The following is a 16,369-nucleotide window of genomic DNA, read 5'->3' as shown; positions in this document are numbered from 1 at the left end:
GCATTTAAAAGTACAAAAATCAATCCATGTTCACTGTTAAAGCTTTTACATTCAGCCCTGTTCAGGAAAACACATATGTACTCTATAACGACAAGGGCAATGCGTTCATTATAGACCCCGGCTGTTATTTTGAAGAAGAACGGGATACACTGGCACAATTTCTTCAACAAAACAAGTTGCAGCCGGTAAAATTGCTCAATACCCACTGCCACCTCGATCACGTATTTGGAAACAAGTGGATCTACGAAACCTATGGTTTGGAACTCCATCTACACACAACAGAACAACAGGTGCTTGCTTTTGCCCCTACCAGCGGGCTGATGTGGAACCTGCCGTTTGATAATTACAATGGACCGTTTCATTTTTTAAATGCCGGGGATGAATTATTGCTGGATGGCGATCAACTAACGGTGCTGTTTGCACCAGGTCATTCGCCGGGCCATGTTTGTTTTTATTGTAAAGTGCAGGGTTTTGTAATTGGCGGAGATGTGTTGTTTCGTGAAAGTATCGGCCGAACGGATCTGCCGGGCGGTAACCATGAAACATTGCTCAACAGTATCCGTACACAACTTTTTACGCTCCCGGATGAAACGATCGTGTACAGCGGGCATGGACCAATCACCACGATTGGCTATGAAAAGAAACACAACCCTTTTTTACGGTAATGCAACGTTTTGGATTGCTGCAAACTCAAATTGAAAAAGAGTTATGAAGACGGGTTTTATTATTTTGTTGTTGACGCTTTTGTTGAGTTGTAAAAAAGAATCTGCTAACGGAGATGTTTACGTTTACAGTCAAACCCAATGTTCTGATAAGTGGGCGAACGGAGATACAGATGCTAAAACAATAGCGAATATGCTTTCTTATCTCTCTTCAAAAGGTATTGTTGTTGCAAATGCTGTACTTACAGATGCTCCTGTTGACCGGGTTTATTGCATGGCCTGTACCTGTCCCACCGGTCGCTCATTTATAATAACGATTTCAAAAGCAGCAGTGGCCGATCTGGAAAAAGAAGGCTTTTACAAAGCTGATTAAATATACTTGCCCACTACCGGCAATCGTTGCAATTCTTTTTTCTCAATGCGCAGAATGAACAATGCGAAGGCAATGATCAACGCAAGGCCAAGCCCATGGCTGAACCATATTGATTCAATGAAATAAACGCCCAGCCGGTGTATGCCGAACAGCAGCACACAAATCACTACATAAGCCGTGAGTTTTTTCCATGCGTACGGAATCGGATAATACTTCTGTCCAAGTTTATACGACGTAACCATCATAAAGGCATAACAGCAAATGGTGGCGATAGCGCAAGCCATGTAACCCAAATACGGGATCAACATAAAATTGATCAGAATGGTAATGGCAGCTCCGCCCAATGTGATCCAGGCCCCGATCAAATTTTGATTGGTTAGTTTATACCACACAGATAGATTGTAGTAAACACCGAGAAATAATTTTGCCAACATCAGAATAGGAACAACTTTCAACCCCGTCCAATACTCAGGGTGAGCGCTGCCCATAAAATATTTCCAGATATCTAAAAACAGCACCACACCAAGAAAACAAAAACAACAGGCGATCACGAAAAACTTCATCACCCGTGCATAGGTACGTTGCGCATTTTCCTGTGTTGATTGTTTAAAGAAAAACGGCTCGGCACCTAACCGAAAAGCCTGTATGAATAGAACGATCAGTACTGCCAGTTTATAATTAGCACCATAAATACCGCTTTGCGAATACGCTTCTTCCGTTGTGCCGGGTATTAGTTTCAACAGCATGAACCGATCAATAAGTTCGTTTACCATGCCGCCCAATCCTACAATGATCAGCGGCCAGCTATAGTTCATCAATTCTTTCCAGAATTGTTTGTCGATCGTAAATCGAAAACGAAAAAGCTCTTTTGATAATAACAATAACGTAACGGCACTGGCAGCGAGGTTGGCCAATATCACATAACCTAATCCGATCTTTGGACTGTACAATACAGAGAAGAAGGTTCCTTTTTGTGCATTTTTACAAAGCACCAGGAAAAACAATACCAGCCCAACATTGATGAGAATGTTTAGCACTTTAATAGATGCAAATTTTCGTGGTCGTCCTTCAAAACGAAGTTTGGAAAAGGGAAGAACGGCCAGTGTGTCCAGCGCAACAATCATCATCACCCAACGCACATATTCCGGGTTTTTGGGTATTTCGAGAAAACCAGCAATGGAATTACTGAAGAATAAAAATAAAACGGTGAGTAATGTTGTAGTGATGAAGAGTGAACTTAATGAAGTGTTGTACACTTTGCCTTCGGGCTCTTTGGATGCAAAACGGAAATACGCCGTTTCAAGTCCGTAGGTATAAAGAATGTTGAGAAATGCAGCAATTGCAAACAGGGTGCTGATCTTACCATAGTCGGCCGATGCAAAAATGGTCGCCAACACAGGCGTGAGCAGGTAATTCAGAAATCGTCCGAAAATGCTGCTGAATCCATACCAAATTGTCTGCCCGGCTAATTTTTTAACGCTGCTCAAGAAAACGAAATTAAGATTCTTCAAAAATAAATAAACATATTTCCACTTGAATGCAACACATTAGTGTTGTTTTTTATCTTAGTAGCACAAAATTAAATGGCATGAAAAAACAAATCTACTCGTTCGTTGCATTTTTACTGGTTAGTTTCTATGCTCATGCGCAGGCTTTTGGTGAAATGGACTGGCAAAAGAAAAAGATTCCTGCCATGGTAACCGAAGTGCCTTACCCGGCTTCTGTAACCGAAGATGCCATACGGCAAAAATTCAGCCAAATGGGTTACAGTGCCAAAGAAAGTAAAGGTGTGTACACATACAAAGGCATACGCATTCCGGAAATCAGCGATGAAACATTTGATGTGATGCTGAAAGTAGATCGCAAAAGCAGAAAAGAAAAAGATGAAAGCAATGTGTACTTCGTGTTGTCAAGAGGAAATGACAACTATGTAAAAGGAACAGAAGATGTAGCGTTTATTACAAAGATCAGACAGTATTGTCTCAATTTTATTCCGATGGCTGAAGCACAAGCATTGGAAGTGGAGATCAAAGGCCAGGAAGACAAAGTAAAGTCGAACGAAAAGAAATTGAAAGACTACGAAGATGAAAGTGGCAGCCTTGAAAAGCGGTTGAAAAAATTGCAGGACGATATTGAGGAGAACAAAAAGAACATCGAAAAGCAGAAAAGCGAAGTAGAGAACCAGAAAAAAGCATTGGATGTGTTGCGGGCCAAACGCAAAATCTAAAAATAGAATCCCTCGTTTTTAACGGGGGATTTTTTATTGCGGTGCATTAAAACTTATGTTGCTGGTGAATTTATTATCCGTTAATGTTCGCAGAAAGTCAACCAAGGCTATTCGTTCCTGTGCTGAAAGTGGAATTCCATTAGTCAGCAATGGATTAAGCGTTGCACTTTGCACAACGCCCGATTGATAATGATCAAAGATCTGCTCAAAACCAATAAAGCGACCATCGTGCATAAACGGATAACTCTTGAATAGATTTCGTAACGAAGGCACTTTGAATTTGAATGCATCTGCATTATTTCCTGTCACCATCATTCGTCCTTTATCATTTAGCATCGTTTGTGGTAAACCGTTATTACGATACGAAAAATCGGTGAACAATGGTTCGGTATGGCAACTGTTGCACTTGTTTTGAAAAATTGTATAACCGGCTTGCTCGCTTGCGGTAAAAGTGGCGAGATTTTGTTTTACTGAATCGTATTTGGTAGCAATGCTGATGAGTGCTCCCACAAATTGTGTAAGAGCATTGGAGATGCGTTGCTGATTGATATCCGTTGAGCCAAACACCGTTTTGAATTGCTGCGGGTAGCGACTGTCGGCTTTTAATTTGTTGATAACGTTACTCACTGTTTCGCCCATTTCGATGGGGCTTGTAATGTGCGCCGCATAAACGGCTTCCATCGAACTATACTTTCCATCCCAACCAAACGAAGTTTGCCATGCAAGATTATACAAGCTCATTGCATTGCGGATGCCATGTGCACCATCCACTCCATGACTCAGATCATGATCATATGTTCCAAAAGCAGATCGTTGTTCATGACAAGAGCCGCAGGAAATGGTTCCATCTTTTGAAAAACGTTGATCATAAAATAAGCGTCGGCCCAATTCAAATCCTTCTTTCGTAATAGGATTATTTTGGTAAAAAGAAGTAGGAGGGAAATGTGCAGGTAATGAAACAGGATATGCCGTGAGTTCCACTTTATTTTTACGGCAGCTCTCCATCAGCCACAGACTTAACAGCAGTGTTGCAAGGATGGTTATGATGCTGTTTCGTTTTTGCATGCAGCTTAATAATCAGATAAACGTATTTTTCTGCGAGTTTGTTTGTGTTCGCCTTGTTTCTTTTTTGCTTCGATGCGTTTTTCTTTGGCAGCTCTTGAAGGTTTACTGGCGATCCTTGCTTTTTTAGGAGTAAGGGCAACAGAGATCAGCTGGTTGATCTTTTCAATTACTTCCTGTTTATTGGCCTGCTGACTCCGGTGCACCTGACTTTTCACAATCAGCGTTCCTTCTTTATTAATGCGGTTGCTTAGTTTTTCCAGCAATATTGTTTTTTGCTGATCGGTTACAAGTGCAGATGAAGCAATATGCCAATAACCCATCACCATGGTTTCCACCTTGTTTACATTTTGTCCGCCGGCACCACCACTGCGTGCCGTTTGGAATTGTAATTCACTGCTTACATCTTTTATCATTTCTCTTACCCGATGCGTTGTATTTTCGGGATTCGAATTTACAACCAATTGAACAGATTATGAGAGTGGTATTACAACGAACAGCAAATGCCAGTGTTAAAGTTGATGGAACTATCACCGGTTCTATTCAGAAAGGGTTGCTGGTGCTGATGGGTGTTGAAGATGCAGATACTTCTGAAGATATCGAGTGGCTGAGCAACAAAATTGTAAACCTGCGCATTTTTGATGATGAAAGCGGCGTGATGAATTTGAGTGTGAAAGATGTGGCGGGTGATGTTTTGTTGGTAAGCCAGTTTACATTGCATGCATCAACTAAAAAAGGCAACCGGCCTTCGTATATTAAAGCCAGTAAACCTGATGTCGCCATCCCGATGTATCAGAAAATGATCGCTCAACTGGAATTGGATCTGGGAAAAAAAATCCAGACCGGTGTTTTTGGAGCCGATATGAAAGTGGAATTGCTGAATGATGGTCCGGTTACGATTGTGATCGACAGTAAGAATAAAGAATAATTTGATAATGAATAATTGAAAATGCAATGAGCGCAGACTTAACAATAAAGCAGGCACAAGCCGATGTTGATCAATGGATCAAAACCGTAGGTGTTCGTTATTTTAACGAGCTTACCAACCTGGGTATTTTAATGGAAGAAGTAGGAGAGCTGTCGAGATTGATGGTGCGGAAATATGGTGAACAATCTTTTAAAGAAAGTGATAAAGGCAAAGAGATCAGTGATGAGATGGCTGATGTGTTATGGGTACTCATTTGTTTGGCGAACCAAACAGGTGTTGATCTAACCGAAGCCTTACAAAAGAATTTTGAAAAGAAAAATATCCGGGATGCAAACAGGCATCAGGAAAATGAAAAGTTGAAGTAACATCTTATTACCGGTCTTTGAAATTTTGATTTTGTCTCTAGTTCTGTGTTCCTTTCGTCTTGCGCCTTCAAACACTTATCTTTGCCAACCTTCAAACAAATGTGAATATGGCGAACGAAAAGCTTTTTGCAAATATCATCTCACATGCCAAAGAGTATGGCTACATTTTTCAATCATCTGAAATTTACGACGGCTTAAGTGCAGTGTACGATTATGGTCAAATGGGTGCCCAACTCAAAAAGAATATCCGTGACCAGTGGTGGAAAAGTATGACCCAACTTCACGACAATATTGTGGGGATCGATGCTGCCATCTTTATGCATCCTACCACCTGGAAGGCAAGTGGACACGTTGATAATTTCAGCGATCCGATGATCGATAATAAAGACAGTCAAAAGCGTTATCGTGTGGATCACCTGATCGAAGGATTTGCTGAATCATTACCTGCATCGGAAGGCGCTGCCCTGATTGTTCAAATGGAACAATTGCTGGCGGCGGATAATTTCGCCGGCATCAAACAGCTCATTGAAGAAAATAAGATCAAATGTTCGGTAAGCGGCACGGCCAACTGGACCGATGTGCGCCAGTTCAACCTCATGTTCTCAACTGAGTTTGGTGCTGTGTCGAGCGATAACCCCGACGATAATATTGTGTACCTGCGTCCGGAAACGGCACAGGGTATTTTTGTAAACTTCCTCAACGTACAAAAAAGCGGACGAATGAAGATCCCGTTTGGTATTGCCCAAACTGGTAAGTCGTTCCGTAATGAGATCGTTGCCCGACAGTTCATTTTCCGTATGCGTGAGTTTGAGCAAATGGAAATGCAGTTCTTCGTTCGTCCCGGTACAGAACTTGACTGGTATGCAAAGTGGAAGGAAACCCGTATGCAATGGCATAAAGACCTGGGTTTACCCGCTGACAAACTACGTTTTCACGATCATATCAAGTTGGCACATTACGCCAATGCAGCCGTAGATATTGAATACGAATTTCCGTTTGGCTGGAAAGAGCTGGAAGGGATTCACTCAAGAACAGATTACGATCTGCGCCGCCACCAGGAATTCAGCAAAAAGAAAATGCAGTATTTCGACAATGATCTCAATGCCGATGGAAAACCATATGGTAATTATATACCGTATGTAGTAGAAACCTCGGTAGGGCTCGATCGTTTATTCCTCACCATTCTCAGCAATTCCTATCATGAAGAGGAAGTGCCGACTGCGGAAGAGGGAAAAACGGACTTGCGAACGGTGCTAAGGCTGCCTGCCAAAATAGCTCCGATCAAGTTGGCGGTATTTCCGCTCACCAAAAAGGACGGTTTGCCTGAGCTGGCAGAGGAAATTGTGAAGGGTTGTATGCCTCATTTTCATTGTTTTTATGAGGAAAAAGATGCGATCGGTAAGCGTTACCGCCGCCAGGATGCCATTGGTACACCTTTTTGTGTAACGGTCGATCATCAAACGAAGGAAGACGGTACGGTAACCATCCGAAACAGGGATACTTTGGTGCAGGAACGCATCCCAGCCACTGCCGTTAAACAATTTGTACTGAATTATATTGCATAATTGGCTGAAGTGAACTAATTTGCCCCCGTAAGTTGACAAATTTTAAAAATTGATTACCCATCAATGTTAATCGCTTAAAATCGATGAAGTTGAGCTTAAACAAAAGGAAGAAATGAACCTTACTCAATTAACCCTTGAAATCCATGTACTCATCTTTGCAGGCATTATGCTTTTCGTTGTATTTGTTGGATACTTATTTGGTAAGAAACAAGTAAAAGCTAAGGAAAAGAGAATACTTGAGTTGGAAGACGAAATGCTGGCTGCTCATAAAGAAATTCTGCATTTTGCAAAAAACAACAAGCAGTTGGCCGAAACACTTGAAAAAGCAAAAATTCCTTACCCCGTTACACGTATTGAGGAAGAAGAGGATGAAAAGGTTCGTAAAATCCCTCTCGGTAAAATCGGATGATCTTATTGAATTGATAAAGAAAATGCCCCTGAATTATCAGGGGCATTTTCTTTGTATATGATTTGTTGATCAGGGATTTATTTCCCCGCCTTGACGATTTTTTTCACGAATTGTTCTTTGCCTTTTTTATCCTTGATCTCCACGAAGTAAATTCCGGTTGACAGGTTGTTGATGTTGATCCTTGTATCTGAATACGAAGTTTGTTTATTTACTACTTCCTGTCCCACACTGTTTACGATACGGATACTCATTTCACGAACCTGCGGTTTATTTCCTGCAAGTATTACAAGACTGCCTGCTTCATCAGCAAAAACATTTTTAATAAAGATGCCTTGCGTATTGATGTCATCAACACTTGTTACAGTTTGTGTAAGATTCATATCGACCGCATTGATCCAGAATTCTGAAAAACTCTTCACTTTGAATTCGGCGTAGTAACCGTTGTTAAATGGCACAATATCTACCTTGCCTGAATCAATAAACTGGAATGTTCCATCTGCTCCATCGTTCAATACACCATTTTCAAACGAAGGACTTCCATTGTATTTAGTAACCGCAGCCAGGTATGCATCGCTGAACTTTATACAAGTGCCGCAACCTGTGACAGAAATTAAAGCTTTTGCTTCCTGTTCAGTAAAGTAGAAACGAACCAGCACACTATCGGTTGGAGTATTGGTTGATCGGATCACAAGGTTTCGGTCGAGATAATATTGATTATTCATGATCCTTACCGCACCGGTATTGATGTAAGCACTTACATCGGTGCTTCCCAGATTTTGTCCCATAGGGTGAATAGAGGCAACTAGATTTCCTCCGTTACTGAAGTGCACCCAGTTATTACCACTTACGGTTTGGTTGATGTTGAGTACATCAACACCTGTATAAATGGTTGCTTTGTCAAAAATGTGAATGTCATCAATACCAATTCCTTCACCTTGTGTTAATTCATCACTTGAAAGGAAGAAACGGAAACGTACATTGGCAGCATTGGGCACTTCTGTACTAGATACATGCCAGCGTTGAATATTTTTTCGCCAAGATTGATTGGCTGATGAGTCGAACCAGTTTGTGCCATTGGTTGCTGTAAGTCGTTGCCATGTATTACCATTGTCAACACTGTATTCAAGAGTATGAAAATCGCAGTTGCAATTATCTTCCTGTTGTGAAATATGGCTGAAACTCAACACTGGTTGAGTCAACATACTTAAATTAAAGCACGGCGAATAGAGGTATGAATTTTCATTTTGTTTGTACACACTGTTGAGTGTTGTAAACCAGCCTTTGCCTTCACTTGCCGATCGGTTCATCACTGATTTTTCAGGTGTACCCCAACGCCAACTGCTGTAGCTGAGTGTATCTGTAAACCAGTTTCCATTACTTGTATTGAAACGTTCTAAATAAGGAAAGGAGCTGATTGACGGACTGCTGTATACATAACGGTTGTTGATGCTGTCGTTCACAGGATAATCATCACCACTCAATTGTACCCACGCATCAATTTCATAAGCTTGGCTGGCAGACAGATTGGCTTGAGTTGGAAATGTAAAATCAAGTTCAGTATTTCCTGCCAATGATGGGACAGATCCAGCGACCGCAGTTCCGTTGTTAATGCGGTAATACACCGGCACATTTGTGTAGGTAGTTGAAGTTGTGTTTTTAACACGAACCGTAATGTTGGCATTACCGGGTGTACAGTTAAATGTATCAGGCGCAACTAACCGGGTAAGCAGTAAATCATTATTTGTTTGAAGAATACGGATGTCGTCGAATGTAAAACCATCGTCCATGTCATATCCGTCAATGTTATAAGCGCCATTGTTGGCAGATGTGGTGCTCTGCTGATCAAACCTCACCTGGAAGCTTGTACCAACCGGTTGCCCCAATTCATTGATGTTAATGCTCACTTGTTTTGTTTCGCCCCGATTTCCCTGGTTGTTGATGAGATCATATACCTGAACCCATGGGTCGGTATCTGTTCCTCTCATCCACACACCTGATGCAGGTTGCTTTAACTGACCATGATTTTTGAATTTGAAATCAAAACGTAAACCTTGTGCAGCCGTATAACTGCTCAAATTGATGGTTGCTGTAATGCTGTTATTTGCAAGCACACCATTATAATTTATAGCGTCTAAAGTAATGGCTTTGTTTCCTGAAATAGCAACACCGGAATTTACAAAAGTTCGTAACCGTCCATTGATCGTATTAGTATAATCAAACCGATCAGCATTACTGAGTGAAAAGAAATTGGTTTTGTATTCATCCGATCCGGTTGCTTCAAACGTTTCTGCAAAGGGTAGTACAACAGCGGGATTTGCAACATGCTTTACTGTGTAAGTAAGTTCGTCATTAGCTGTTTGTGTATCACCGGTTTGCTTTACAAAAATCCGGATGGTATAATTTCCTGTTGCTGCTAAATTAGCTGTTGCAGCAAATGTGTAATTCACAGTTCCTCCGGCGGGAATAGAAACGGCTGATGATTCTGTAACAATTGTACCACCGTTTACTTGGTATGAAATATCGTAACTGCCACTGGTAGTAATATTGTCTAAATTTTTGATTCGAACTGTAATTGGATTGGCAACGCTTAATGCTGTACTGGTATTTTGGCGACCATGTACAGGTGAAAGCAATGAATCTATTTTCAGATCATTATCAAACTCTGCTGCTGAACAAGCTGTTGCCAGTATAGGCGTTACGCTTCTGGCAACAGCACGCATCCCTAATGAATCAGTCATACGTGCTCTTACAGTGAACCAATATGTTTGCGTTTTATCCAGTCCACTTACCCGATGGTTCAATAAATTAGTTGTGCCAAGCGATATAAACTCACTATTTACCAGTTGCAGCACTTCATAATCAGTTGCACTGGTTACTGCCGGCCAACTAAGATTTACATATCCTTCGCAAGGAACGGTTGCAGTTAAAACTGGTTGTGCAAGAATGGTAAAGTTGCCGGGAGATGTTGCGGATGCGCCGCCACCGTTTCTTGAGATTCTTACTTTACCTTTATTGGTGGGGTTATTTGGTACACCAATCCATCTGTAACGATGCTGGTTCGCTGCAATGTTATTATTAATTACGATCCAGTTTGCTCCATCGTCGATAGAATATTCAAGTGTAAAAGTGTTAGTACTGTTATCGGTTGCGTTCCACTTAATAATTTCTTCCAGGTCAGGAGCAAAACGTTCGCCGCCATAAGGATGTTCCAATTTTATTTCATCCAGTAAATATTCATATGTAACAAAATATTCTTGCGGACCATTAGGTATATTAAAACCACTCAGGTTAATTGTAACGCTGATACCAGGATTATCGATCGTTACCTGTTCAATATTATTGATACGGTCAACACCTCTCGTTGCAGGAGTATTTACAGAACCAGGAGCTGGATTTAAAATCCAGGGCTCATACGTAGTTGCTCCGTCAGTAACGGTAAGATCAAGATCGTTTACTAATGCCGTTGCTGCTAAGGGAGAGCCTTCTTTATCGTGCCAGTATAACATTACTTTTACTTGTCGAGTACCTGCTGGAATGGCAATGATTTGTGTTGATGTTCCAGATGTAGAAAGCGAGCCTGTGAAGTAACGGTTGTTTTCAATAGCCTCCACAGCTTTGCGGGGATTAATAAAACCAAAGCCATAGCTGTAATCGGGTCCTGCGTTTCCACGGTCATCCCCCGTGTTGCAGATAATTGCTTTTAGTAATCCGGATTTAGGAAGTGCATTTGCATGAAGTTGTTTGTACCGTTCAGTAAGCAAAGCCCAAACACCTGTTACAAAGGGTGATGAGAAGCTGGTGCCGAATCCATTTGTATAAGTATTATTTGAGCTGGTAGTCAAAATGCTGCCACCGCTAGCGGTTATTTCTGGTTTAATGCGTCCATCTTCCACAGGTCCTCGACTGGAACTTGTGTTCAAGTTATCAGTCGAATTTGCATAATCTGCTACATCAAGTACGTTCTTGCTCACCTGATAACCACTTTTAATTGTTGCAAACGAAAGTGGGTAAGGCGAACATGTACGTTGTCCATCATTACCTGCTGCAAAAATGTGTTGTAAAAAGGGGTTTGAATTGATTTGTCGGTCTACATATGAACTTAACTCATTGTAAACTGCATTTCCTGGGCATCCAACTAATCCGGTAAAGTATGAATTGTTTGTAACAGTCATACCATGATCGGTAAAATAAGTGGCTGATTTAGTTAGGACATAATCAAAAAAATCAACAATCAATAAACTGTTTGGAGCCGCTCCTTTAAACCGTTCTTCAATTAAACCGTCACCTCCAACAACTCCTGTAACTAAACGCCCGTGGTTTTTTGAAATATAGGAAGGGTTTCGGTTGATTACTTTGTTTGTATTGTCAAGATGAAGAGGATTGGAATCATCTCCAATACCAATAACGGTACCGTTACCTGTTAAACTCCGGCCGGCAACTTCCGAACTCGTAAGATTGGTTAAACCAAACAACCCTCTTTCACGCTGATTTAGTGTTGTTGGTTGCAAGAACGATAAATTCAAATACGCAACAAAAGGCAACTCACTTATCGCTGCAATATTCTTTGATGCAATATTCACTTGCGCTAACCCTTGATTCAGGTAATCCGATTTAGTTAACGAAACTCCGTAAGATGATAGAATGGCAAAGACCTCGTTCCATTGTACACCTGGATGTAATTGCAGATTGAGTGATACGATTCCATCTGGCTTTTCTACAGCAAGTTGGGTGTGTAATTCACTTCCTAATTTGGAGGCACCCGGCAAATGCATCATGGCTCTTACGCCCACCTGGTATAACTGCGAAAACTGTGGTGTTGTTTTCATCCGCACCTGGTATGTATTATCCGGCAAATAGGTGAGCAGTTCAATACCCATTGAACGCAATGCCTGTTGTTGACCGGCTGTTACCGGTTTCTCAAAAGAAAGCAAAGTATACGTCCATTGACCAATCTTCCCCTTTCTTAATTCAGCAGAAAGCGTTTCGGCCTTCATGTTGTCTTTGATCAACAGGTCGCCACTTTTTAAATGAAGTGTGGTAACAGTTTTTTGGGCAACAACAAACTGTGCACATAGCAACAATAAACTAAACAGAAATGATTTGATCATAACAGATTTTCGATCGATGGAATGGGAAGCTGGAGTGAAACAACTACGATGTAGCTGAAAAGATGGTTGGCAGTGCTTCATGGACTTGGTTTTAACAGATTTGGATTGACTTCAAAAATAGGCTTTCTTTCCCGAAAATGAAAGCTTATGCAGGGTTTTCGTTTCATTTTGACGGACTCGTTTAATTGCCTGTTCCTGTTGTATATTTGCCGCCTGTGAATTTTGAGTTGTTGCAGAAGAAATTTAATGATGATCCCCGCCTTTTTCAACTGGCGGACAGGCTTTCTTTTTCCCAAACTCAACGGATCTATCTCAAAAACCTGTTGGGAAGCTCATCACAGTTCGTAGCTGCTTCGGTTTTCAATCATTCTTCGCTGGAGCAATTCAATCATGTGTTTATCGTAAACGATGCCGAAGAGGCCGCATACTTCCACAATTCACTTGAGAGCATCACGAAGGAACTCAACCTGTTTTATTTTCCTTCTTCCTTCAAACATCAAAAGAATTTTCGGCTGCTTAATTCGTCGCATGTAATGTTGCGTACAGAAACGTTGACGAAATTTTCTATGCCTACGGGCCAACGTGTTGGGGCCATCGTTACTTACCCAGATGCATTGTTTGAAAAAGTGGTGTTGCCCAAAAAACTGCAGGGCAATATGCTGCTCATTAAAACCAACGACACATTGGACGTTGAGAACATGATGGGCTTTTTGGTTGATCTTGGGTTTGAACGTACAGATTTTGTTTATCAGCCCGGACAATTTGCAGTACGAGGCGGCATCCTCGATATTTATTCGTTTGGTAATGAAAAGCCTTATCGTCTTGAATTGTTTGGCAATGATGTGGACAGCATCCGCATTTTTGATCCTGAAACGCAATTGAGTGAACGACGTTTGGCGCAGGTGAGTATTATCCCGAATGTGGAAACTCAATTTGAAAGCGGCGAGAAGGTTTCGTTGTTTGAATTTTTACCGGAGAACACCATTGTGTGGGTGAAAGATTTTGATGTGATGAAAGAACGATTGCTCACTATGGAAGAAGACATGGAGCAGTTTTTGAAATTACCGGTTTCAAAACAGGAGCGTGACGATGATGAGCGATTGGAAAAGATCGATCTGAATGAACAGGATTTTATTACTGCTGCAATTGTTGAAGAACAGATACAGCAACATCATACCATTGAGTTTGGCTACGAGCCACACTTGTTAAATACAGTTGAGGAAAGGAACAGGTTTGAACTTGCTTATAACACCAAACATCAACCTGCTTTCAATCGTCAGTTTGAATTACTCATTAGTGATCTGAAGAGTTGGGGTGCGAAAAAATTTGAAACATTCATTTTTGCTGAGAACCCAAAGCAGCTCGAACGCCTGCACAGCATCTTTGCAGATCTGAAAGCAGAGATTCCTTTCACGCCAATTGCATTGGCAATTCATGAAGGATTTATTGATGAGGATTTGAAAGTGATCTGCTATACTGATCATGAAATTTTTCAGCGTTATCATAAATACAAAGTCAAGCAGGCATATAATAAAAGCAAGGCACTTACAATCCGTGCATTAAAAGAATTACAACCCGGCGATTATGTAACGCATATCGATCATGGTGTGGGAACCTACAGTGGGTTGCAGAAGATAGAAGTGAATGGTGTAATGCAGGAAGCGGTGCGTTTGATCTACAAAGACAGTGATATTTTGTATGTGAACATTAATTCACTGCATAAAATTTCAAAATACACGGGCAAGGAAGGAAGTGTGCCGAAGATCAACAAGCTTGGCAGTGATGCATGGCAGCGATTAAAAGAAAAGACCAAGACGAAAGTAAAAGAGATTGCTTTTGATCTTATTCAGCTATATGCTCAGCGTAAGGCACAACAAGGATTTCAACACACACCGGACAGTTATCTGCAAACAGAACTGGAAGCATCGTTTATGTACGAAGACACGCCTGATCAAAGTAAAGCAACAGCCGATGTGAAGAAAGATATGGAAGCGCCATCGCCCATGGATCGTTTGGTGTGCGGTGATGTAGGCTTTGGTAAAACGGAAATTGCTGTGCGTGCTGCTTTTAAAACAGTGTGCGATGGTAAGCAGGCAGCTATCATGGTTCCTACTACCATTCTTGCATACCAACACTACAAAACATTCCAGGAGCGATTGAAAGATTTTCCTGTTACGGTTGATTATGTGAATCGTTTCAAATCAGCGAAGGAGAAAAAGGAAACCTATCAAAAATTGCAGGAAGGCAAAGTTGATATTATCATAGGTACACATGCATTGTTAGCCAAAGATGTAAAGTTTAAAGAACTTGGTTTGTTGGTGGTAGATGAAGAACAAAAGTTTGGTGTGGGGCATAAAGAGAAAATCAAAACGTTAAAGACGAATGTTGATTCTCTTACACTAACGGCAACTCCTATTCCACGTACGTTGCAGTTTAGTTTGATGGGTGCAAGAGATCTGAGTATTATGAATACGCCGCCACCAAACCGTCAGCCCATACAAACCGAAGTGCAGGTGTTCCAGGAAGATTTTATCCGTGATGCGGTTTATTATGAAACAGAACGTGGCGGACAAGTCTTCTTTATTCATAATCGAATTGCAGGTTTGGCTGAAATGGCGGCTATCATTCAACGCTTGTGTCCTGACCTCAGCATTGGTTTTGCACACGGACAAATGGAAGGTCATGATCTTGAAGAACGAATCTTTGATTTTATCGGGAAGAAATATGATGTATTGGTTTGTACCAACATTGTTGAGAGCGGAGTTGATATTCCCAATGTGAACACCATCATGATCAACAATGCGCATCAGTTTGGTTTAAGTGATTTGCACCAGTTGAGAGGAAGGGTAGGACGTAGTAACAAAAAAGCATTTTGTTATTTGCTGGCTCCACCAATGAGTACATTGCCGAACGACTCTCGAAAACGTTTACAAACTCTCGAACAACATAGTGAGTTGGGCAGCGGTTTTCAGATTGCCATGCGTGATTTGGATATTCGTGGTGCAGGTAATATGCTGGGTGGTGAGCAAAGTGGTTTCATGGCAGAGATCGGGTTTGAAATGTATCAGAAAGTATTGGACGAAGCCATCCGTGAATTGAAACGCACCAAGTTCCGTGAATTGTTTAAAGACGAAATTCAGCAACAGGAAAACTATGTGAAGGATTGTGTAATTGATACTGATCTTGAAATTTTGATCCCTGATGCTTATGTTGAAAGCATTGCTGAACGTTTGAGTTTATATACAAGGTTAGATAACTGTGAAACAGAAGCCGATCTTGTGGAGTTTCATAAAGAACTCATTGATCGTTTTGGTCCTATACCTCCACAAGTGGAAGATCTGTTTACGACTGTCCGTTGCCGTAGGTTGGCTGTAGAGCTGGGCTTTGAAAAAATGACCTTGAAAGAACAAACCCTTCGCTGCTACTTTATCAATAACCCTGATTCACCTTATTTTGAATCAACCGTGTTCCAGGGTATCATGCAGTTTGTGCAAACCTCACTCAACAAAGCACAACTGAAACAAACCGGCAAACTGTTCCTCTTGGTTGTTCGTGATATGGAAGGTATGGAAGCATTACTTCGCCTGTTAACCCGTATGCATGCAGCCGTAATTGAAAAACCGGTTACCGCCTAAACACGCTGTCATCGACAGAATTATCCATTTCGTCG

At 41.3% G+C, this 16,369-nt stretch carries 12 protein-coding genes; 8 read left to right on the top strand and 4 right to left on the bottom strand.

Annotated elements, in window-relative coordinates; genetic code table 11:
* Positions 1-26 precede the first annotated feature (26 nt).
* Together WG989_RS02360 and WG989_RS02355 are read left to right on the top strand one after the other, a co-directional pair.
* Positions 27-665, top strand: coding sequence for an MBL fold metallo-hydrolase (locus WG989_RS02360; protein WP_340427079.1), 639 nt, complete (start codon positions 27-29; stop codon positions 663-665).
* A 43-nt stretch (positions 666-708) separates the two neighbouring features.
* Positions 709-1,035 carry a hypothetical protein gene (locus WG989_RS02355; protein WP_340427078.1) on the top strand — a complete coding sequence of 109 codons (327 nt, stop codon included), beginning with the start codon at positions 709-711 and terminating at the stop codon, positions 1,033-1,035.
* Here the strand turns inward: WG989_RS02355 and WG989_RS02350 are convergent.
* Positions 1,032-2,522, bottom strand: a complete 1,491-nt coding sequence (locus tag WG989_RS02350) for an oligosaccharide flippase family protein (protein ID WP_340427077.1) — start codon at positions 2,520-2,522, stop codon at positions 1,032-1,034. The genes WG989_RS02355 and WG989_RS02350 overlap by 4 nt on opposite strands.
* A 101-nt stretch (positions 2,523-2,623) precedes the next feature.
* On the opposite strand from WG989_RS02350, the gene WG989_RS02345 reads away from it, so the two are divergent.
* The gene (locus tag WG989_RS02345) at positions 2,624-3,262 is read left to right on the top strand and encodes a hypothetical protein (protein ID WP_340427075.1); all 639 of its coding nucleotides are present in this window, start codon (positions 2,624-2,626) and stop codon (positions 3,260-3,262) included.
* A gap of 33 nt (positions 3,263-3,295) precedes the next feature.
* On the opposite strand, the gene WG989_RS02340 is transcribed toward WG989_RS02345, so the two are convergent.
* Together WG989_RS02340 and arfB are read right to left on the bottom strand one after the other, a co-directional pair.
* A complete protein-coding gene (locus tag WG989_RS02340) occupies positions 3,296-4,327 on the bottom strand; it encodes a cytochrome-c peroxidase (protein WP_340427074.1) in 1,032 nt (343 codons plus the stop codon).
* Between the two features lie 5 nt (positions 4,328-4,332).
* Positions 4,333-4,788: an alternative ribosome rescue aminoacyl-tRNA hydrolase ArfB gene (arfB, locus tag WG989_RS02335; protein ID WP_340427073.1), complete on the bottom strand. Its 456-nt coding sequence runs from the start codon at positions 4,786-4,788 to the stop codon at positions 4,333-4,335.
* 11 nt (positions 4,789-4,799) lie between these two features.
* Here arfB and dtd point away from each other — a divergent pair, with 11 nt between their 5' ends.
* From dtd to WG989_RS02315, 4 genes are all read left to right on the top strand, one after another.
* Entirely contained in the window at positions 4,800-5,252 is a 453-nt protein-coding gene (gene dtd / locus WG989_RS02330; protein ID WP_340427071.1) for a D-aminoacyl-tRNA deacylase, read from the top strand.
* A gap of 26 nt (positions 5,253-5,278) precedes the next feature.
* On the top strand, positions 5,279-5,617 hold the full coding sequence (locus WG989_RS02325; RefSeq protein ID WP_340427069.1) for a nucleotide pyrophosphohydrolase: 339 nt from the start codon (positions 5,279-5,281) through the stop codon (positions 5,615-5,617).
* A 107-nt stretch (positions 5,618-5,724) separates the two neighbouring features.
* Positions 5,725-7,182, top strand: a complete 1,458-nt coding sequence (locus WG989_RS02320) for a glycine--tRNA ligase (protein WP_340427068.1) — start codon at positions 5,725-5,727, stop codon at positions 7,180-7,182.
* A gap of 112 nt (positions 7,183-7,294) precedes the next feature.
* Positions 7,295-7,591, top strand: coding sequence for a hypothetical protein (locus WG989_RS02315; protein WP_340427067.1), 297 nt, complete (start codon positions 7,295-7,297; stop codon positions 7,589-7,591).
* Between the two features lie 77 nt (positions 7,592-7,668).
* Here WG989_RS02315 and WG989_RS02310 read toward each other — a convergent pair whose 3' ends face one another.
* Entirely contained in the window at positions 7,669-12,699 is a 5,031-nt protein-coding gene (locus tag WG989_RS02310) for a S8 family serine peptidase (protein WP_340427065.1), read from the bottom strand.
* Between the two features lie 215 nt (positions 12,700-12,914).
* Here WG989_RS02310 and mfd point away from each other — a divergent pair, with 215 nt between their 5' ends.
* Complete coding sequence (gene mfd, locus WG989_RS02305) at positions 12,915-16,334, top strand: transcription-repair coupling factor (protein ID WP_445298468.1); 3,420 nt, start codon at positions 12,915-12,917, stop codon at positions 16,332-16,334.
* Positions 16,335-16,369 lie beyond the last annotated feature (35 nt).

The sequence above is a fragment of the Lacibacter sp. H407 genome (assembly GCF_037892605.1).
Taxonomy (GTDB): Bacteria; Bacteroidota; Bacteroidia; order Chitinophagales; family Chitinophagaceae; genus Lacibacter.
Note: the sequence above shows the minus strand (reverse complement) of the source record. Positions and strands in the feature narration are given on the sequence as shown.